Genomic DNA, 17,729 nt, shown 5'->3' with positions numbered 1-17,729 from the left:
TCCGAATCCAAAAAGACAATATGACTCCCCTTCGGCCCTGTCAATACAGCTGCTAAACGCGGTTTGAACAGACGCGGATACAGACGGCAACGATGCCGTCCGACGCGGAATTCACGAAGGTTGAAAGGTTTGGGGCTTTACGACGGGCCGGCCAGAAACGCCGCATAGGCATCGGCCCGTCCGACGGCGTTGTTATAGAGCGGCCGGCGGACCTGCCAGTTGGAGGCCGTCAGCACCGCGTTGCCTGAGGTGTGGAAATCCAGGCAGGCGGGATCCCAATCCAGGCCCAGGAAGTCGATCAGCGCGCGGCTCTGCCCTTCCTGGTCTGCGATCAGGTCTTCGTAACGAAGTTCATGGACCGGCAGGTCCAGAACATCCCGCCAATGGGCCATGACGCGGTCCTGCGCAGCCTGCATGCGGGCGATCTCGGCCAGGTCCGTGGACCAGGTCAGGCCCTGGGTGAAATTGGTGAAGAAGCAGGACAAGGCCGTGTCCTGGGAATCTCGTACACAATGGACGATGCGGGCCCCCGGCATCAGCATCTGCGCCAGCCCCAACAGAAAGATGTTGAAGGGGGTTTTGTCGACGATGCGCAGGGCCTCATGCCGCCCTGCCCCCAGGCGTTTCAGGAAGTCAGCCGCCAGGGCGCCCGCCCTGTCGGCATCCAGGCCAGCCACGCCCATGGGATAGTCAGGCAACAGCCGCGACAGGGCGTCCAATTCCCCGGCCCCTGCCCCCTGCCCATGGCTGGAAATGATCTGTTCGGCCAAGGTCGTGCCCGAGCGCGGCATACCGACGACAAGAACCGGTGCCTCCGACGCATCGCCCCAGCCCTTGGCCTTGGTCAGCACATCCTTGCCGAAGGTATCGATGATCTCATCGACCCATTGATCAAAGCGGTCCGCGTCGAAGCCCTGCCCGGCCCCGTCCAGCAGGCGGCGGCGCATGGCATTGGCCTTGGCGAAGGCGTCGAACGCACCGGCCGGGTCGCCGCGCCGATCCTTGGCCGCCCCCAAGGCGAACAGAACCTGGGCGGTCTGATCGTTTTCGGGCGCCGTCTCCAGGAATTCGGTCAACTGGGCTTCGTGATCTTCCGTCAAGGCCCCGGCGGCGGCCAGGTTGACCCAGGCGTCGCCCAAACCCTGATGGGCCTCGACGGCACGCAGGAACGCGTCTTCCGCCCCCGCCGTATCGCCCTTGGCCAGCAGCACCGTGCCCAGGCCTGACCAAGCGCCGGCGAAACGGTCGAAACGCGCGACCGTGTCGCGGTAGGCGTCTTCCGCCTGCCCCAGATCGCCGGACTTGAACAACGCCCCCGCCAGATTGGCGCGCGCTTCCAGATACCCCTCACGGTGGGTCAACGCCGCGCGGAAGGCGTCCTGGGCACCCAGAATGTCGCCCCGCGCCATCAGCACGTTGCCCAGCGCGTTGAAGCCCTCGGGATAATCTGGACGGAGGGCCAGCGCCTTGCGGCAGAAGTCCTCAGCCCCCGCCAGATCGCCCAGGCGGCGCAGCACGACGCCAAGGTTCCCCGCCGGCATGGGATTTGTCGGATCGATCTCGGCGGCGCGTCGGTACATGGCCGCCGCCTCGTCCAGTGCGCCCTTGCGGAAATAGAGGTTTCCCAAGTTGATATGGGCTTCCAAATGCTTGGGATCGAGTTCGACCGCCCGCTTGCCGCAGGCCTCGGCCTCGTCGATGCGGTCCTGAAGTTCCATGGCCACGGCCAGGTTGTTGTAGGCCTCCGCATTGTCGGGGCGCAGTTCCAGGACATGGCGGGATGCCGCCTCGGCCTCGGCACCGCGGCCGCACAGGTTAAGGACGGAGGCCAGATTGGCATGGATCGCCGGATCCTCGCCGTCGACCATGGAAGCCGCGACCAGATGATCCGCCGCCAATTCCAGGCGGCCCGTGCGGTATTCGATCAATCCCAGAAGATGCAGGGCCTGGGCCTCGCGCGGACGCTCGGCCAGGACCTTGGTGAGGGCTTCTTCGGCCTCGCTGAAACGGCCCGCGTGGTAGGCCTGAACCCCGGCGGTCAGGCGCGCGCGGCCCTTGGGCGAAAGACGGTCCGCCGTCTCCGCAAGCTTCTTTTGCCGGCGCCGTTCCTGTCGGTTCACTCGTGGGCCCTCCCGGCCGGTCCGTTCTGCCGCGGACAAAAAGAAACGGGGCCCGGTCGGTGGTCGACCGAGCCCCCAGGATCAGGGAGGGAGAATAGTGATCACAGGTCGCCGTGCCAAGCAGGGAGCAATCTGAAACTGCGAGGTCGCGCCCCTGGGAGGACACCATCGGCAGCGGCGTTCAATCAACTGGCATATGGTATACCACAGACCACTTGAGCGCAACAAGGATCGTCACCGGCAGGATTTATCCCCCGTCCCCGCCCCTCGCGCGCTTGCGGGTCTGGGGCGAACCCGTTAAACGAAAACGCAGACATCGGCCATGAAACCCTGGCCCGAACCATCCGACCAACACAGTCCGCCCGCCCCTGTTCGGCGGGTTTCAGAGCACACGAGGCCCCCATGACCGCTGCCATGACCCCAGCCCAGGAAACCGCGAAACTTCTGCTCGACATCAAGGCCGTGAACTTCCGGCCACAGGAGCCCTACATGTTCACCTCCGGCTGGGCCAGCCCGGTCTATATCGACTGCCGCTGGGTCATTTCCTTCACCGAAGCACGCCGCCGGATCATCGAACTGGGGGTCGAGATGCTGCGCCGCGACGCGGGTCTGGACGACGTTGACGCCGTCGCCGGCGGTGAAACGGCCGGCATCCCCTATGCCGCCTGGATTTCCGAAGCCGCGTCCAAGCCCATGCTCTATGTGCGCAAGAAGCCCAAGGGCTTCGGCCGCGATGCCCAGATCGAGGGCAATCTGGTCGAGGGTTCCAAGGTGCTGCTGGTCGAGGACCTGGCGTCTGACGGGGCGTCGAAGCTGAATTTCGTCCATGCCATCCGCAACGCCGGCGCCGAATGCACCGACGCCTTCGTCGTGTTCTTCTACGGCGTGTTCAAGGGGGCCTTGGAAACCCTGGAGAAAGAAGGCGTGACCCTGCGCTACCTCGCGACCTGGAAAGATGTGTTGCAGGTGGCCGAAGATGGCGGATACTTCGATGCGGAAACCATCGCCGGGGTGCGGGCGTTCCTTGACGATCCGGAAAAATGGTCCCTGGCCCACGGCGGACGCGGCTACGACGACTGATGATTGAGTGACGATCTGGGGAGACTCCATGCGACCGGCTGGCCCTGTCCTGAAATCGCTCCTTACCGCCGCCTTTGTGATGCTCTGCGCCGTCGGGCCTGCCCGGGCGGCGGAACGCGACCAGCTCACCATCGGCATCACCCAGTATCCGTCGACTTTCCACCCCAACATCGACAGCATGGTGGCCAAGTCCTACATCCTGGGCTTCACGCGCCGGCCGTTCACCGTGTTCGACCAGAACTGGCAACTGGTCTGCATGCTCTGTACCAAGCTTCCGACCCTCGAAAACGGCCTCGCCGTGCCGGAAACGGCGCCGAACGGCAAAAAGGGCATCGCCGTCACCTACACCATCCGCCCCGATGCTGTATGGGGCGACGGCACGCCGATCACGACCAGGGACGTCGAATTCACCTGGCGCGCGGGCCGTCAGGGCAAGACGGGCATCCTGCCGATCGAATTCTATCGCTCGGCCTACAAGCTCGACACCAAGGACGACAAGACCTTCACCCTCCATTTCGACAAGCTGACCTTCGACTACAACGCCATCAATTCCTTCAACCTGATCCCGGCCCATGTCGACGCGGTCAACTTCGACGCCGATCCGGTGAACTACAAGAACAAGACCGCCTTCGACACCCAGACCACCAACGAGGCGCTGTACTTCGGCCCCTACCTGATCTCGGAAACCCAGCGCGGCAGCTACATCATTCTGGAACGCAATCCGAAATGGTGGGGCAAGCCGGGCGCCTTCAAGCGCATCGTCGTCAAGATCATCCCCAACACGGCGGCGCTCGAAGCCAATCTGTTGTCCGGCAACATCGACATGATCTCGGGCGAACTGGGCTTCACGGTCGATCAGGCCCTGCGCTTCGAAAAACGCCATAGGCGCAAATTCCGCATCCTCTACAAGCCCGGCCTGGTTTACGAACACATCGACCTGAATCAGGACAATCCCCTGCTGCAGAACCGGGACATCCGCCACGCCCTGGTCTACGCCATCGACCGCGAGGCGATTTCCCAGCAGCTGTTCGGCGGCCGCCAGCCGGTCGCGCAGTCATCGGTCAATCCCCTGGACTGGGTCGCGGCCGAGGACATTCCGAAATACACCTATGATCCAAGGAAAGCCCTGGAACTTATTGTAAAGGCTGGATTTACCAAGCTTGTCCAGGGCGTGCGACAGCACAAGGACACGGGCGAGCCGCTGCGCTTCGAATTCATGACCACGGCCGGGTCCAAGGCCCGCGAACTGGTCCAGCAGGTCCTGCAAAGCCAGTGGAAGGCCGTCGGCATCGACGTGCGCATCAAGAACGAACCGGCCCGCGTCTATTTCGGCCAGACCGTGACCCAGCGCAAGTTCACGGGCCTGGCCATGTATGCCTGGTCGTCGGCACCGGAAAGCGTGCCGCGCACAAGCCTGCATTCCGCCCATATCCCGACCGAAGCCAACGGCTGGGCCGGGCAGAACTATCCGGGCTTCAAGAACGCGGAAATGGACGAGTTGATCGAGAAGATCGAGGTCGAACTGGACAAGCCCACCCGCAAGAAACTGTGGCATCGGTTGCAGGAAATCTACGTCACCGAACTGCCGGCCATTCCCCTCTACTTCCGGGCCGAGACCTTCATCATGCCGCCCTGGCTGACCGGCGTCGCGCCCACGGGCCATCAATACCCGTCCAGCCTGTGGGTCGAGGACTGGGGCGTCAAATAGGCGCGGACGGTTTATGCCTCCAAAGCCCGGAGGATGACAGCGTGAATGAATCTGAGAGAAAACTAAATAACAAGATTTCCCGTGGAGGCTTCACCGCTGTATTCTTCGTGCAATGTCTGGTTGCTATTGGCTGCGCAAACTTACGGTTAGAGGATTCCTGATCGGTTGCCTGATCTGGTCTGGGGTTGCGTTAGGTCAATCTGATGATAAGGCCCAGGCTCAGGGCGGCGAAGACCGCGCCACCGAAATAGCCACAGACACAAAGCCCGACTTTGAGGTTGGCCTTCCACCCCCCATTACGGGCCTTATCGAACGCATAGCCACTGCGCTTGAGGCCATAGAAGCAAAGGATGAGCCCGCCGACAAGACAGAGCGCGAGAAAGCCGATCTGAAGGCCCAGGGGGATATGGCGAAATGGTCCTTCTGGATGATGCTCGCCAGTTTCCTTGCTGCCGCCCTCACTGGTGTTGGTGTCGCCCTTATCTGGTGGACTTTGGGGGAAACCAGAAGGGCCGCCAATTATACCGAGGGAATGCTCAATGAGGCGAAGTTGACGACCTTGGCGGCCCAGGCCACGGTCGAAGAAACCAGAAAGAACGCTGAACGGCAACTTCGCGCCTATGTCATGGTTGAAAGCGCCAATATCAAGAAATTGAAAATTGGCGAAATTCCGGAAGTCAGCGTGACGCTCAAAAATTTTGGCCAAACCCCCGCTTATGATGTAAGGGTTTGGGGTGTGCCAGGGTTCCAAGACTTCCCCCTCAAAGGGGGTCTTCCCACTGAGCGCCCTGATGAGACCGACGATATTGTGGCCGCACCTCTTGCGCCAACAGTACCCCAAACCATCCCCCTTATCTTTAAAAGAACGATGAACGAAGAAACGATCCGCGCACTTAAAGCCGGAAGCCATGCTATTTTTGTAGTCGGCCAAGCACGATATATCGACGCATTCAAAGTGGAACGAGAGACCGATTTCTGCCTGTTCATAGGAGGACCGATAGGGATTGCAAACGGGTTCGCCAACTATGAGATTGGGAACCGCGCCACCTAAAATCATAGCCGCCAGAAGTCCGCTAATCACAACGCGCCGCCCTTGGTGCGTTTGCTACCTAATACCGGGGGAGAGGGTCGGGGTGAGGGGGCCCCCCACTTTCTCTGGCCCCTCGCCATGCGCCGGACTAGGCTTCCCCCATGCTTCGTTTCATCAGTGAACGCCTGATCCAATCGGCCGTCGTTTTGGCGGTGATGTCGTTTGTCATCTTCGGGCTGATCGGCCTGATGCCGGGCGATCCGGTGGATCTGATGATTTCCGCCGATCCGGACCTGACCTCCGCCGACGTCGCCAAGCTGCGGGAGATCTACGGCCTCGACCGCCCGGTGGCGGAACGGTACGGCAACTGGCTTCTGTCCGTGCTGCAAGGCGATTTCGGGTTCTCCCGCCTGTTCGCCAAGCCCGTGTTCGACATCCTCGGCCCGGCCCTGGGCAATACCCTCATGCTGCTCGGCATCAGCCTGACCCTGGCCCTTTGCATCGGCCTGCCGCTCGGCATCTGGGCCGCCGTCAGGCCCTATTCCCTGCGCGATTATTCGGTCAATCTGTTCGCCTTCGCCGGCATCTCGATCCCGTCGTTCTGGCTCGGCCTGTTGCTGATCATCCTGTTCGCGGTGATCCTGGGCTGGCTGCCGGCGGGCGGGCTGGGCACGCCGGGCATGGACGGCTGGTCGGACAAGCTGATCTACTTGGTCCTGCCGGCCACCAGCCTGACCCTGGCCAGCGTCGGCGGCCATACCCGCTACATGCGGGCCAGCATGTTGGAGACCCTGCGTCAGGACTATATCCGCACCGCCCGCGCCAAAGGTCTGCCGGAACGGCGGGTCGTGCTCGGCCATGCGCTGCGCAACGCCTTGATCCCGGTAACCACGATCATCGCCCTGGATTTCGGAACGTTGTTTTCCGGCGCGCTGATCACGGAAACCATCTTCGCCTACCCGGGCATGGGCAAGCTGACCTTCGACGCGGTCATGGGCAACGATTTCAACCTCGCCCTCGTCTGTCTGCTGCTGGCGACCCTGGTAACGCTGGTCGGCAACATCCTGGCCGATCTCGCCTATGCCTGGCTTGACCCCCGCATCGGCTTCGAAGGAAAGAAGCAATGAGCGACGCCGCCGCCGCGGCTGCCTCGACGCCGCTCGCCCTGGTCACCCGGCGGTTCCTGCGCCATCGGCTCGCCCTGATCAGCGCCGGGGTGCTGGCGGTCCTGGCCGCGGCCAGCCTGCTCGCCCCGGTGGTCGAAGGCTGGCTCGGCCTCGACGCCAACGCGGTCGACCTGTTCAACCGCCTGGCGGGGCCCAGCGCGGCCCATCCGCTGGGCACCGACGAGGCCGGGCGCGATGTGCTGCTGCGCCTGCTGTACGGCGGGCGGGTGTCGCTATTCGTCGGCATCGCGGCGGCCCTGACGGCGGCGGTCCTGGGCACGACCGTGGGGCTGCTGTCGGGCTATTTCGGCGGACGGCTGGATGCGCTCTTCATGCGCTTGACCGACGGGGTCATCGCCCTGCCCCTGCTGCCGCTGTTGATCGTGCTGGCGGCCATCGACCTGCAGAAGCTTGGGTTTTCCGCCGAGACGGCCCAGGCGGAAAGCATGAGCCTCTATCGCATCGTCGTCATCGTGGCGCTGGTCGGCTGGACCACCGTGGCGCGACTGGTCCGCGCAACGGCGCTGTCCTTGCGCGAACGGTCCTTCGTCCTGGCGGCGCGCGCCCAGGGGGCGTCGTCCTTCCGCATCATGACCGTGCACATCCTGCCCAATTTGGCCTCGCCGGTGATCGTCGCGACGACGCTTTCCGTCGGCAACGTGATCCTGCTGGAATCGGTCTTGAGCTTCCTCGGCCTCGGCATTCAGCCGCCCCTGCCCAGTTGGGGCAACCTGCTGACCAACGCCCAGGAACTGATCTGGGACGCCCCGGCCCTGGCCGTCTATCCGGGCCTCGCCATCTTCGTCACCGTGATCGCCTTCAATTTCGTCGGCGACGGGCTGCAGGATGCGCTCGATCCCCGGTCGCTGGAGCGCGGCAAGCGCTAGACGACCACGTGACGATTTATAATCTTTGAATGTGTCTTCGGCACGACGTAATCTGGCGAAAACGCCATCCTGGGAGACCTCCAAAATGCGTCTGTTTCACCCCCTCGCCTTCACCTTTGCCCTGTTCACCCTGCTGGCCGCCGCCCTGCCTGCCGACGCCGAGGAAGTGCGCATCAAGCCGGGGGACCTCACCCTCAACGCGCAATTGGATTTGGCATCCGGCAAGGCGCTGAAGGACGGCGTGGTACTGATCGTCCATGGCACCCTGGCCCATAACGACATGGAAACCCTGAAGACCCTGCGCGGCGTGCTCAACGACCGGGGGCTCAACACACTCGCGATCAACCTGTCGCTCGCCATCGACGACCGCCACGGCATGTACGATTGCAAGACCCCGCACCGTCACCGCCATCTCGACGCCCTTGACGAGATCTCCGCCTGGATGGACTGGCTCAAGGGCCAGGGCACCGGGCCCGTGGTGCTGTTCGGCCATTCGCGGGGCGGTAATCAGGCTGCCCGCTATGTCGCCGAGCGGGGGAATGAGCTTCTGAGCAAGCTGGTTCTGATGGCCCCTGCCACCTGGAGCGCGGAAAAGGCCGCCCAAGGGTTCGAGAAAGCGCACGGCCGCCCCCTGGCACCGGCCCTTGAAGCCGCCGAGGCAATGGCCAAGGCGGGAAAGGGTGACGCGCTATTGGAAAAGCCGGGCCTGCTTTACTGCCCGACCGCCAAAGTGTCGGCGGCCAGTTTCGTCAGCTACTACCGGCCGGACCCGCGTTTCGACACGCCCTCGATCCTGGGCGAAATCAACGTGCCGATCCTGATCATGGCGGGCTCGAACGACACCGTCGTCGCGGACCTTCCCACGAAAATGGCGGGCAAGGCCGACGGGACGCGGATCATCTTCAAGGTGATCGACGGCGCCGATCATTTCTTCCTCGACCTTTATGCCGAGGACGTGGCCGACGCCATGGAGGCGTTCATATCCGGAGGGTGAGGCCGGGCAGCCCCCTACCCGGCCCCGCCGCCCCGTTAGTGGGACATCACCACAGGTACTGTCTGATTCGACAGCACCACGTTGGTGACCCCACCCAGGATCAGTTCCGACCAGCGGGCATGGCCATAGGCCCCCATCACCATCATGTCCGCCGATATGTCGGCGGCGCGGGATAACAACAGGTTGCCGACGTCGAGTTCGTCCGAGGTCACATGGCTGGCCTCGACCGTTACGCCGTGGCGCGCCAGATGGGCCGCGATATCCGCGCCCGGATCACGTTTCTCACCAGGCACCTTGGTCGGATTGGCGACCATGACGACGACTTTTTCCGCCGCCCGCAGCAGCGGCAGGGCATCGTGTACGGCACGCGACGCCAATGGGCCTTCGTCCCAAGCAACCAGGATGCGCTTTCCGGCCAGGTCGCCCGAATAGCCATGGGGCAGCACCATCACCGGCCGCCCGGCGGTCAGGATCAACCGATCCGGCAGGTCGCGGTCGCCGGGAAACAGGCTTTGCGCCGGGTCCGGCTGACTGACGATCGTCAGATCCGCGTAGCGGCAGTGAAAACCGAGCACCCGGCCCACGTCGCCTTCCTGCTGCCGCCATTCCACAGACAGGCCGGAACTGGCGGTCGCCGCCTTGAAAGCCGCCTCGGCCCGGGACGCGGCCTCTTCGGCCGAAGCGCGTTGGGCTTCCAGCACTTCGGCCGTGATCTGCACTTCAGCATAAGCAGGAATGTAAGGACGCGGCACGGCGTAGACCCCAGCCAGATGGGCGCCGTGCGCCTGGGCCAGGGACATCGCCGCTTTTAGGCGATGGTCCGATTCCGCGTTCAGGTCGATATGGACAAGAATATCTTTCAAGGACATTTAATCCTCCCGTGATGAATGGGCATGCCGCTATCAAAGCCGGGAAGACCGTCGCAGGACATGACCTGCATCAAGCGGTGGCAAAGATTTTCGTCTTCCCCATTGCTCTGCGCTATGTGCCTGGACCAAACTGCGCGCGCCGATCCTTCCCATAGCAAAATCGATCAGGATTTCCTCATGACCGCGTCCCGTCCCGCCCCCGGAAACTCCCCCGCCAGCCGCGACATCGCCTACCACCTGCACGGCTACACCAACCTGGCGAAGCACGAGAAAGTCGGGCCGCAGATCGTCAGCCGCGGCAACGGCATCCATATCTATGACGATGCCGGGAAGGAATATATCGAGGGCCTGGCGGGCCTGTGGGCCGTGTCGCTCGGCTTCAGCGAGCAGCGCCTGATCGACGCGGCGACGCGGGAACTGTCGCGCCTGCCCAACTACCACGGCTTCGCCCATAAAACGCCGGACGTGACCATCGACCTGGCGGAAAAGATCCTGGAACTGGCCCCCGTGCCCATGTCCAAGGTGCTGTTCGCCAATTCAGGTTCGGAAGCCATCGATCTGTCGATCAAACTGGTGTGGTACGTGAACAATGCCCGCGGCCGGCCGGAAAAGAAAAAGCTGATCGCACGCCAGAAGGGCTATCACGGCGTCACCGTGGCCAGCGCCAGCCTGACCGGCCTGCCTCACCTGCATGGCGATTTCGACCTGCCGATCGCCCGGGTATTGCACACCGACTGCCCGCACCACTATCGCTTTGCCGAGGATGGCGAGAGTGAAGAGGCCTTCGCCACCCGCTGCGCCGAAAACCTGGAAAAGCTGATCCTGGAAGAAGGCCCGGAAACGGTCGCCGCCTTCTATGCCGAACCGGTCATGGGGGCCGGCGGCGTGATCGTGCCGCCGAAGGGGTATTTCGAGAAAATCCAGGCGGTCCTGAAGCGCCATGACGTGATGCTGATCGCTGACGAGGTCATCTGCGGCTTCGGGCGCACGGGAAACATGTGGGGCACGACCACGCTGGGCATGAAGCCCGACATGATGACCATGGCCAAGGCCCTGACCTCAGGCTACATCCCCATGTCTGCCCTGATGATCTCGGAGGAGATTTACCAAGACCTGGTCAAGCAGAGCGAGGCCTTCGGCGTGTTCGGCCATGGATCGACCTATGCCGGGCACCCGGTGGCGGCGGCGGTGGCGCTTGAAACCCTCGCCATCTATGCGGAACGCGACATCGTCGGCCATGTCCGCGCCGTTTCCTCGACACTGCAGCAAGGACTGCGCGCCTTCAAAGATCGGCCATTGGTCGGCGAAGTCCGCGGCCTCGGCCTGATCGGCGCCATTGAACTGGTCAAGGACAAGGCCACCAAGACACCCTGGCCCAAGGAAACGGGGATCGGCGCCAAATGTCAGGAATACTGCTATGATGAGGGATTGGTGCTGCGCGCCGTCGGCGATTCGGTTGCGTTCTGTCCGCCGCTCATCGCCACGGCGGCGGATGTGGGCGAAATTCTTTCCCGGTTTGACCGCGCCCTGAAGAAGACGGAAACCTGGGCGGCGCAACAGGCCGGATAATGCCGCGGCCTCGCCGCCTGCGACCACCGCTGGACAGACTCTCGACTTGCCCATAAACTTGCGACTCATTCGCAACTCATGAAGGTGCCGATACCGTGTACGCCGACAACACCCTGACCCCCCGTGAAGCCGTGCGCCTTTGCGCGCTTGGCACGCTGGCGTCCGGGCCGCGGCGCTACAGCGATCTGGCGGGAGAAATCCGCCACTTCACCAGCCATATCCTGGGCCCGTCCCTCGACGTCATGGGCACATCCATCGAACTTCTGAAATACGAAGGCCTGGTCACCGCGGCCGAGGGCAAGGGGCTGGAGGACAACGCCGTCCTGACCATTTCCGACGCCGGGCGCGAAGAACTGGCGACCCTTTTGACCGCACGCATCCGCGCCCAGTCCAACGACATGAACAAACTAATCATGGCGCTGAAGTTCCGCTTCCTGCATCTCTTGCCCAAGGACGACCAGTTGGACCAGATCGACCTGTTGCTGGAAGCCGCCGAGGGCGAGGCCGCGCGCCTGCAAAGCCTGCGCGACCACCATGCGGCCGATCCCGGCCTGTTGAATGTTTGGCTCGACCACGACATCGACGCGCTGGAACAGCGCATCAAGTGGCTTACGGATATGTCGGATAAGCTGGAGGCCGAGGGCGCCTGACGCCGCAGTCCTTGCCGCTCAGTCGTCCCCGCCGGCGGCCTTGACCTTCTGTGCGACCTTGCCGAGCCCGTCGATCACCATGCGACCGGCATCGCCGCCGTCGCCGGCCAGACGCCCGGTAATCACCGCGCGCATGGATTTGTAGCAAAGCTTCATCAGGTCGATGTCTTCCTGGTTCAGCGGGCCCTTAAGGTTCTCGATATAGCGGCACATCAGGGCGCCGACCTCGGTCATCAACTGATAGCCGAAACTGCCGCCCTGCCCCTTGATGTCATGGGACGTGCGGTAGATACGATCAACCCGCTCGTCGCCTTCGGCCGCCCCCGGCGTCAGCGCCGCCAGTTCCGTCTCAAGCTTCTTCAGATCGGCCTCGACCCAATCGAGATAATTTTCGGTCATCTTTTCGATGACCGCCTCGGCGCGAGCAAGGCGTTCCGGATCGACGGCGCCCGGGCCGCCCATCGATACCTTGGACTTCAATTTATTGGGTGGATTGATGATCTGCGGTTTCGCCATCGTCGTCCCAGGGTGGTCATTCGGTGAAACTTCACGCGCTCACGCAAAACTTCCCTCAATTCGTGCGTAAGCCTACATGGCCCGGACGGCTCAGGGCAAGGTCGCCGTTCCCACGCCGGAACTGCGCGCCCTAAACATCGAGAATTCCGGCGTTTAACAACGGATTACACACCCAGCTAAATCAGGCCCAGGCCGCGCAGTTCGTCCGCCAGTTCCGGGGGCAGATCGGTCAGCTGCCCCGCCTCCCCGCCTAGGTCCGGCGGCGCGTCCGCCGCATTCAGATAGCGCCAGCCCTGAAAGGCACGCGATGCACGGGGACGCACGGGCACGATCTCTGGATCGAGCACCAAGCCGCAGGCGGGTTTCCCCTGTCCGTTAACGGTCTCGTCGAAGGCCAAAAGGCGCTGCCGACAGCGCACGGCTCGTTTGATCACCCAATAGATCGACCCCCCGTCAAGAACCTCTGCCTCGCGCCGGGGCCACATGCGGGTGATGTGATACAGGCGCGGCTCCTGCCCCGCTTCGCGGCGGGCCCGCAGGCGGTCACGTTGGATTTGCGCCAGATGCTCGATGCTCTCGACGCCGACGGAAAGCTTGATGAGGTGCAGGGTCATGATCAGGTATGCGGCGGGCCATGAAAAAGGACGGTGTCAGCTTAACCAGGAAACACCGTGCGGAACAGGCCCGCGCCGGACAGGTTACCCACAGGGTCCCGCTCAGTCCCCTTCGCCGGAACCCGCGGGCGAGGCTGTAGCTCCCTGGTAGGTATAGGCTGCCCGCCGACGCTCCAGGCCGGGAAAGCGCATCTGCCGTCGCCGCCTGTCAGGCCCGTAGAAATCATCGGTTTCGATGAAGGCGCGCGGGTTGTCGATGATGTTCATGAAGCGCTGATAGACCATGCGGGTCGAAATGGGCTTGGCCAGGAACTCGTTCACCCCGGCGTCACGGGCGCCGATGATCAGATCCTTCGAGGTTTCGCCCGACACCATGATGATCGGGATATGGCGGTCTGCCGGCGTCTTTCCGGCTCGCACCATGCGCGTCAAATCGGTTCCGCCAATGGGGTCCATGATGTTGTCGACCAACAACAGATCGGCTTGATAGTCCGCAAGGAAATCTATGGCCTCTTTGCCGCTGGCGACCATCTGGAAGTCGCCGACGTTGAGTTCGAAGAGGATTTGGCCGAGAAGCTTGCGCATCGGCGCATAGTCCTCTGCGACCAGGACCTTGATTTGCGATAGATCGTATTCAGCCATGGCAGACTGCTCCCCGTACTGTCAGTTGCTGTCGGCTATTTCCTGATCCAACTGGGTTTTCTTTTCTCCAGGAACGCGGCCAGCCCTTCCCGGCCTTCGCCGGAGGAACGAACGCGGGCGATATGCCCGGCGGTCTGCGCCATCAAGGCCTCGTTGCGTTCATGACCCTGGACGTATCGCACCAGGTTTTTGACCTCGCCCATGGCGCGCGGGCCGTTTTCCATCAGCATGCCGGCGAATTCCTTGGCCCGGGACAGAACGTTGCCCTGTTCCGTGACCTCGGTGACCAAACCGAGCTCCAGTGCCCGGGCAGCGTCGAAACGCTCACCTGTCAGCATGTAGCGCGTGGCTTGGCGCGGCCCTATGGCGGAAACGATGTAGGGCCCGATGGCCGCCGGCAGAATGCCCAATTTGACCTCGGTCAGGGCGAATTGGGCCTGTTCGGCGGCGACGGCGATGTCGCAGGCGGCAACCAAGCCGACCCCGCCACCGAAGGCCGACCCTTGAACGGCGGCAATGGTCGGCTTGCGTAGGCTGGCCAGGGTGAACATCAAACCGGCCAGCCCCTTGGCATCCTCCAGGTTCTCCTCATGACCGAATTCCGCCATGCGTTTCATCCAGTTGACGTCGGCGCCGGCGCAAAAGCTCTTACCAGTCGATGCCAGGATCACCACGCGCACGACCGTATCGCGGCTCAACCCCTGAAACTCACGGGTCAGACGCGCGACCAGTTCGTCGTCGAAGGCGTTGTGAATTTCCGGTCTCGTGAGGGTAACCGTCGCGATACCGCCCGCGATTTCGGTGATGAAAGGCGCACTCGTGGTCATGTGTGTCTCCAGGGTCGGGACCAATATACCGCCGATCCCGAGCGTCCACCTATGTGGAAATTAACTTTTCCGAATGGTGAGAGACAACCTAGCCAAACGGCTACGCCTTTCGGGACGGTTTCTCCGCGACCGGGTGGCCTGCTTCCTTCCAGGCGCGGAACCCGCCTTCGACATGCGCCACCGGTTCAAGCCCCATGTCCTGAAGCGCCTTGGTCGCCAGGGCCGACCGCCAGGCGGATTGACAGTAGAGAACGAATTTCTTGCCCGATGCGAATACATCCTTGTGGTAGGGGCTGTCGGGGTCGACCCAGAATTCCAGCATCCCGCGGGGCGCATGAAAGGCGCCCGGCACCATGCCCTCGCGTTCCAACTCGCGCACGTCACGGATATCGACGAATTGCACCCCCGGATCGTCGAGCAACGCCGCCACGCCGGCCACCGGCACGGTCTCGATCTCCGCATTGGCCTCGGCGACCAATTGCTTCACGCCTTTTTTCAACTTCATGGCTTTTTATTCCTTCCCCAGAAACCGTTCGATCTGCCAAATCCGGTCGGAGCCGAAGAACGGCTCGCCGTCGATCAGGAAATAAGGCGATCCGAACACGCCTAGATCCAGCGCCTCGGTGGTCTTGTCCTTGACCCGCTGCTTGACGTCGTCTCGCGTCACGGCCTCGGCCAGGGCCGCGCCATCGACGCCCAGTTCCTCGGCGATCAGGACGACTTCCTGAATATCCGAAATGTCCGCACCTTTTCCGAAGTAGTGGTGATAACAGGCCTTGGCGAAGGGCACGGCCTTGGCCGCATCGTGATCCAAAAGCCAGTAATAGGCCCGTGCCGCCGCCAGGGTGGCGATGGGAAACGGTTCCGGCCAGGTAAACGGCGCGCCCATCATCTTGGCCAGGCGCGGCACGTCCATGCGCATGTAGTCGCCCTTCAGCCCGATGTCGGCGTTGGGCATGTTGCCCGTGTGCTTGAAGATGGCGCCCAGCATGATTGGGTGCCAGTTGACGCGGCGGCCGTAGCGTTCACCGATCTGATCGATCTTTTGCGCCGCCAAATATCCATAGGGCGACGCAAAATCAAAATAAAACTCGATATCGCCCTTTTGCGCTGGGTTGCTCATGCCGTGGGTCTCCGTCTTACCAGGGTATCTCGCGCCCGTCATAGGCGAACAGCCGCCCGCTTTCCGCCATGCCGGCATCCGCCAGAACCTTGCGAATGCCCGTGACGCTGGTCCGGGCATCAATCGCCGCCTCAGCACCGCCCATGTCGGTCTGCACCCAGCCGGGGTGCAGCAGGACCACCGCGACGTCCTGCGCCCGTACTTCCTCGGCGAATACATGCATGGCCATATTCACCGCCGCCTTCGACGTGCGGTAGGCATAGGATGCCGAATTGGGCGACGATTCCGCGATCGACGACAGCACCGACGACACTGTGGCGATCATGCCGCCGCCGTTTGCAGCGACCAGCGGCAGGAACGCGCCGGCAACCTTCAGCGGCGCCATGGTGTTGATGCGGAACGATTGTTCCCAATCCGCGTAGTCGATGTCCTGATAACCGTAGTTGCGGTCGCCGTAGACCCCCGCATTGTTGATCAGCAGGTCGATCTTGGTGTCCGCCATCTCGCCGGCCAGACGATCGACCTGGCGGTGGTCGGCCACGTCCAGGCCGTGGACCCGGATATCACCCTGGATCGTCGCCAATTCGCCCGGTGCGATGGGATTGCGGCAGGTCGCCACGACGGTCCAGCCGTCGGCCCCGTACTGGCGCGCCATTTCCAGGCCGATCCCCCGGTTGGCGCCGGTGATGAAGACTGTCGGCATGGTTTCCTCCCCTGGCCGTTATGTGTTCAGGTGATGCGTTCGACGGCCACGGCCGTGGCTTCGCCGCCACCGATGCACAAGGACGCGATGCCCTTGCGCAGATCATATTTTTCCAGCGCCGCCAGCAAGGTCACCATGATCCTGGCCCCGGACGCCCCGATGGGATGGCCCAGCGCACAGGCGCCGCCGTGCACGTTGACCTTGTCATGGGGCAGATCAAGATCGCGCATCGCCGCCATGGTCACGACGGCGAAGGCTTCGTTGATTTCGAACAGATCGACGTCCTTGAGGTCCCAGCCGACCCTGTCCACAAGCTTTTGCATGGCGCCGACCGGTGCCGTGGTGAACCAGCAGGGTTCATGGGCATGGGTCGCATGGCCGTGAATGACGGCCAGCGGCACCAACCCGCGTTTTTCAGCTTCGGACCGGCGCATCAGAACCAATGCCGCCGCCCCGTCGGAAATCGACGACGAATTGGCCGGCGTCACCGTGCCGTCCTTGGCGAAAGCCGGTTTCAGGGCGCGGATCTTTTCCGGATTGGCCTTCAGGGGCTGTTCGTCCCGCTCGACCGTAACCTCACCCTTGCGGGTCTTGACCGTGACGGGCGTGACTTCGGGGTCGAAAGTACCGTCCTCGATCGCCGTCTTGGCCCGGTCCAGGGACGTCAGGGCGAAATCGTCCTGGGCATCCCGAGTGAACTGGTAATGGGTCGCCGTGTCCTCGGCGAAGGTGCCCATGAGGCGGCCCTTGTCGTAGGCGTCCTCCAGCCCGTCCAGGAACATGTGGTCGAGCACGGCGCCATGGCCCATGCGGTAGCCGCCCCGCGCCTTATCCAGCAGGTAGGGCGCGTTGGACATGCTTTCCATGCCGCCGGCGACCATCACCGCCCCGGCGCCTGCGAGAATGCCGTCATGGGCCAGCATGGCGGCCTTCATGCCCGAGCCGCACATCTTGTTCAGCGTGGTGGCCGGCACGGCGGTCGGCAGGCCCGCGCCGAGGGCCGCCTGGCGCGCCGGGGCCTGGCCCAGTCCGGCCGGCAGCACGATGCCCATGTAGACCTCGTCGACGGCCTCGGGTGCGATGCCGGCGCGCGCCAGCGCTGCCTTGATTGCCGCCGCGCCAAGGTCCGGCGCGCGGGCCCCTGACAGATCGCCCTGGAACCCGCCCATGGGCGTGCGCGCGGCACCGGCAATGACGATCGGGTCTTCATTCATTGGATTCACTCCCCCCT

At 63.2% G+C, this 17,729-nt stretch carries 18 protein-coding genes; 8 read left to right on the top strand and 10 right to left on the bottom strand.

Going from position 1 to position 17,729, the window contains the following annotated elements; genetic code table 11:
* Positions 1–137: 137 nt before the first annotated feature.
* On the bottom strand, positions 138–2,120 hold the full coding sequence (locus tag KFF05_07935) for a tetratricopeptide repeat protein (protein UTW53268.1): 1,983 nt from the start codon (positions 2,118–2,120) through the stop codon (positions 138–140).
* A 402-nt stretch (positions 2,121–2,522) separates the two neighbouring features.
* Between KFF05_07935 and KFF05_07930 the strand changes: the two genes are divergently transcribed.
* From KFF05_07930 to KFF05_07905, 6 genes are all read left to right on the top strand, one after another.
* Complete coding sequence (locus tag KFF05_07930; protein ID UTW53267.1) at positions 2,523–3,200, top strand: orotate phosphoribosyltransferase; 678 nt, start codon at positions 2,523–2,525, stop codon at positions 3,198–3,200.
* A 28-nt stretch (positions 3,201–3,228) separates the two neighbouring features.
* A complete protein-coding gene (locus KFF05_07925) occupies positions 3,229–4,908 on the top strand; it encodes a peptide ABC transporter substrate-binding protein (protein ID UTW53266.1) in 1,680 nt (559 codons plus the stop codon).
* A 112-nt stretch (positions 4,909–5,020) separates the two neighbouring features.
* Complete coding sequence (locus KFF05_07920) at positions 5,021–5,959, top strand: hypothetical protein (GenBank protein UTW53265.1); 939 nt, start codon at positions 5,021–5,023, stop codon at positions 5,957–5,959.
* A gap of 140 nt (positions 5,960–6,099) precedes the next feature.
* On the top strand, positions 6,100–7,065 hold the full coding sequence (locus KFF05_07915) for an ABC transporter permease (GenBank protein ID UTW53264.1): 966 nt from the start codon (positions 6,100–6,102) through the stop codon (positions 7,063–7,065).
* On the top strand, positions 7,062–7,991 hold the full coding sequence (locus tag KFF05_07910) for an ABC transporter permease (protein ID UTW53263.1): 930 nt from the start codon (positions 7,062–7,064) through the stop codon (positions 7,989–7,991). Before KFF05_07915 ends, KFF05_07910 begins: the two co-directional genes overlap by 4 nt.
* 85 nt (positions 7,992–8,076) lie before the next feature.
* The gene (locus tag KFF05_07905) at positions 8,077–8,985 is read left to right on the top strand and encodes an alpha/beta hydrolase (protein UTW53262.1); all 909 of its coding nucleotides are present in this window, start codon (positions 8,077–8,079) and stop codon (positions 8,983–8,985) included.
* Positions 8,986–9,020: 35 nt separating this feature from the next.
* Here KFF05_07905 and KFF05_07900 read toward each other — a convergent pair whose 3' ends face one another.
* Complete coding sequence (locus tag KFF05_07900) at positions 9,021–9,854, bottom strand: universal stress protein (GenBank protein UTW53261.1); 834 nt, start codon at positions 9,852–9,854, stop codon at positions 9,021–9,023.
* Between the two features lie 177 nt (positions 9,855–10,031).
* On the opposite strand from KFF05_07900, the gene KFF05_07895 reads away from it, so the two are divergent.
* Together KFF05_07895 and KFF05_07890 are read left to right on the top strand one after the other, a co-directional pair.
* Positions 10,032–11,423 carry an aspartate aminotransferase family protein gene (locus KFF05_07895; GenBank protein ID UTW53260.1) on the top strand — a complete coding sequence of 464 codons (1,392 nt, stop codon included), beginning with the start codon at positions 10,032–10,034 and terminating at the stop codon, positions 11,421–11,423.
* A 95-nt stretch (positions 11,424–11,518) separates the two neighbouring features.
* Positions 11,519–12,073 (top strand): hypothetical protein, encoded by a 555-nt coding sequence (locus tag KFF05_07890; GenBank protein UTW53259.1) that lies wholly within the window; start codon positions 11,519–11,521, stop codon positions 12,071–12,073.
* 18 nt (positions 12,074–12,091) lie between these two features.
* Here the strand turns inward: KFF05_07890 and KFF05_07885 are convergent, their stop codons facing one another.
* The 8 genes from KFF05_07885 to KFF05_07850 form a co-directional block, all read right to left on the bottom strand.
* Positions 12,092–12,589 (bottom strand): Hpt domain-containing protein, encoded by a 498-nt coding sequence (locus tag KFF05_07885; protein ID UTW53258.1) that lies wholly within the window; start codon positions 12,587–12,589, stop codon positions 12,092–12,094.
* Between the two features lie 176 nt (positions 12,590–12,765).
* A complete protein-coding gene (locus KFF05_07880; protein UTW53257.1) occupies positions 12,766–13,203 on the bottom strand; it encodes a DUF1489 domain-containing protein in 438 nt (145 codons plus the stop codon).
* A gap of 102 nt (positions 13,204–13,305) precedes the next feature.
* Positions 13,306–13,845, bottom strand: a complete 540-nt coding sequence (locus tag KFF05_07875) for a response regulator (protein UTW53256.1) — start codon at positions 13,843–13,845, stop codon at positions 13,306–13,308.
* Positions 13,846–13,880: 35 nt separating this feature from the next.
* A complete protein-coding gene (locus KFF05_07870; protein ID UTW53255.1) occupies positions 13,881–14,672 on the bottom strand; it encodes an enoyl-CoA hydratase/isomerase family protein in 792 nt (263 codons plus the stop codon).
* Positions 14,673–14,772: 100 nt separating this feature from the next.
* Positions 14,773–15,177: a rhodanese-like domain-containing protein gene (locus KFF05_07865; protein UTW53254.1), complete on the bottom strand. Its 405-nt coding sequence runs from the start codon at positions 15,175–15,177 to the stop codon at positions 14,773–14,775.
* 6 nt (positions 15,178–15,183) lie between these two features.
* Positions 15,184–15,795, bottom strand: coding sequence for a 2-hydroxychromene-2-carboxylate isomerase (locus tag KFF05_07860; protein ID UTW53253.1), 612 nt, complete (start codon positions 15,793–15,795; stop codon positions 15,184–15,186).
* 16 nt (positions 15,796–15,811) lie between these two features.
* Positions 15,812–16,498, bottom strand: a complete 687-nt coding sequence (locus KFF05_07855; GenBank protein ID UTW53252.1) for an SDR family oxidoreductase — start codon at positions 16,496–16,498, stop codon at positions 15,812–15,814.
* 26 nt (positions 16,499–16,524) lie between these two features.
* Entirely contained in the window at positions 16,525–17,712 is a 1,188-nt protein-coding gene (locus tag KFF05_07850) for an acetyl-CoA C-acyltransferase (GenBank protein UTW53251.1), read from the bottom strand.
* Between the last annotated feature and the right edge of the window lie 17 nt (positions 17,713–17,729).

This window comes from bacterium SCSIO 12827 (genome assembly GCA_024397995.1).
Taxonomy (GTDB): domain Bacteria; phylum Pseudomonadota; class Alphaproteobacteria; order Rhodospirillales; family Casp-alpha2; genus UBA1479.
This window is presented reverse-complemented; position numbering and strand designations above follow the sequence as displayed.

What these genes read in the sequence shown, in the direction of transcription:
- KFF05_07930 (UTW53267.1), top strand. Translation starts at nt 2,523, where the DNA reads ATGACCGCTGCCATGACCCCAGCCCAGGAAACCGCGAAACTTCTGCTC.
- KFF05_07925 (UTW53266.1), top strand. Translation starts at nt 3,229, where the DNA reads ATGCGACCGGCTGGCCCTGTCCTGAAATCGCTCCTTACCGCCGCCTTT.
- KFF05_07920 (UTW53265.1), top strand. Translation starts at nt 5,021, where the DNA reads ATGTCTGGTTGCTATTGGCTGCGCAAACTTACGGTTAGAGGATTCCTG.
- KFF05_07915 (UTW53264.1), top strand. Translation starts at nt 6,100, where the DNA reads ATGCTTCGTTTCATCAGTGAACGCCTGATCCAATCGGCCGTCGTTTTG.
- KFF05_07910 (UTW53263.1), top strand. Translation starts at nt 7,062, where the DNA reads ATGAGCGACGCCGCCGCCGCGGCTGCCTCGACGCCGCTCGCCCTGGTC.
- KFF05_07905 (UTW53262.1), top strand. Translation starts at nt 8,077, where the DNA reads ATGCGTCTGTTTCACCCCCTCGCCTTCACCTTTGCCCTGTTCACCCTG.
- KFF05_07900 (UTW53261.1), bottom strand. Translation starts at nt 9,854, where the DNA reads ATGTCCTTGAAAGATATTCTTGTCCATATCGACCTGAACGCGGAATCG.
- KFF05_07895 (UTW53260.1), top strand. Translation starts at nt 10,032, where the DNA reads ATGACCGCGTCCCGTCCCGCCCCCGGAAACTCCCCCGCCAGCCGCGAC.
- KFF05_07885 (UTW53258.1), bottom strand. Translation starts at nt 12,589, where the DNA reads ATGGCGAAACCGCAGATCATCAATCCACCCAATAAATTGAAGTCCAAG.
- KFF05_07880 (UTW53257.1), bottom strand. Translation starts at nt 13,203, where the DNA reads ATGACCCTGCACCTCATCAAGCTTTCCGTCGGCGTCGAGAGCATCGAG.
- KFF05_07875 (UTW53256.1), bottom strand. Translation starts at nt 13,845, where the DNA reads ATGGCTGAATACGATCTATCGCAAATCAAGGTCCTGGTCGCAGAGGAC.
- KFF05_07870 (UTW53255.1), bottom strand. Translation starts at nt 14,672, where the DNA reads ATGACCACGAGTGCGCCTTTCATCACCGAAATCGCGGGCGGTATCGCG.
- KFF05_07865 (UTW53254.1), bottom strand. Translation starts at nt 15,177, where the DNA reads ATGAAGTTGAAAAAAGGCGTGAAGCAATTGGTCGCCGAGGCCAATGCG.
- KFF05_07860 (UTW53253.1), bottom strand. Translation starts at nt 15,795, where the DNA reads ATGAGCAACCCAGCGCAAAAGGGCGATATCGAGTTTTATTTTGATTTT.
- KFF05_07855 (UTW53252.1), bottom strand. Translation starts at nt 16,498, where the DNA reads ATGCCGACAGTCTTCATCACCGGCGCCAACCGGGGGATCGGCCTGGAA.
- KFF05_07850 (UTW53251.1), bottom strand. Translation starts at nt 17,712, where the DNA reads ATGAATGAAGACCCGATCGTCATTGCCGGTGCCGCGCGCACGCCCATG.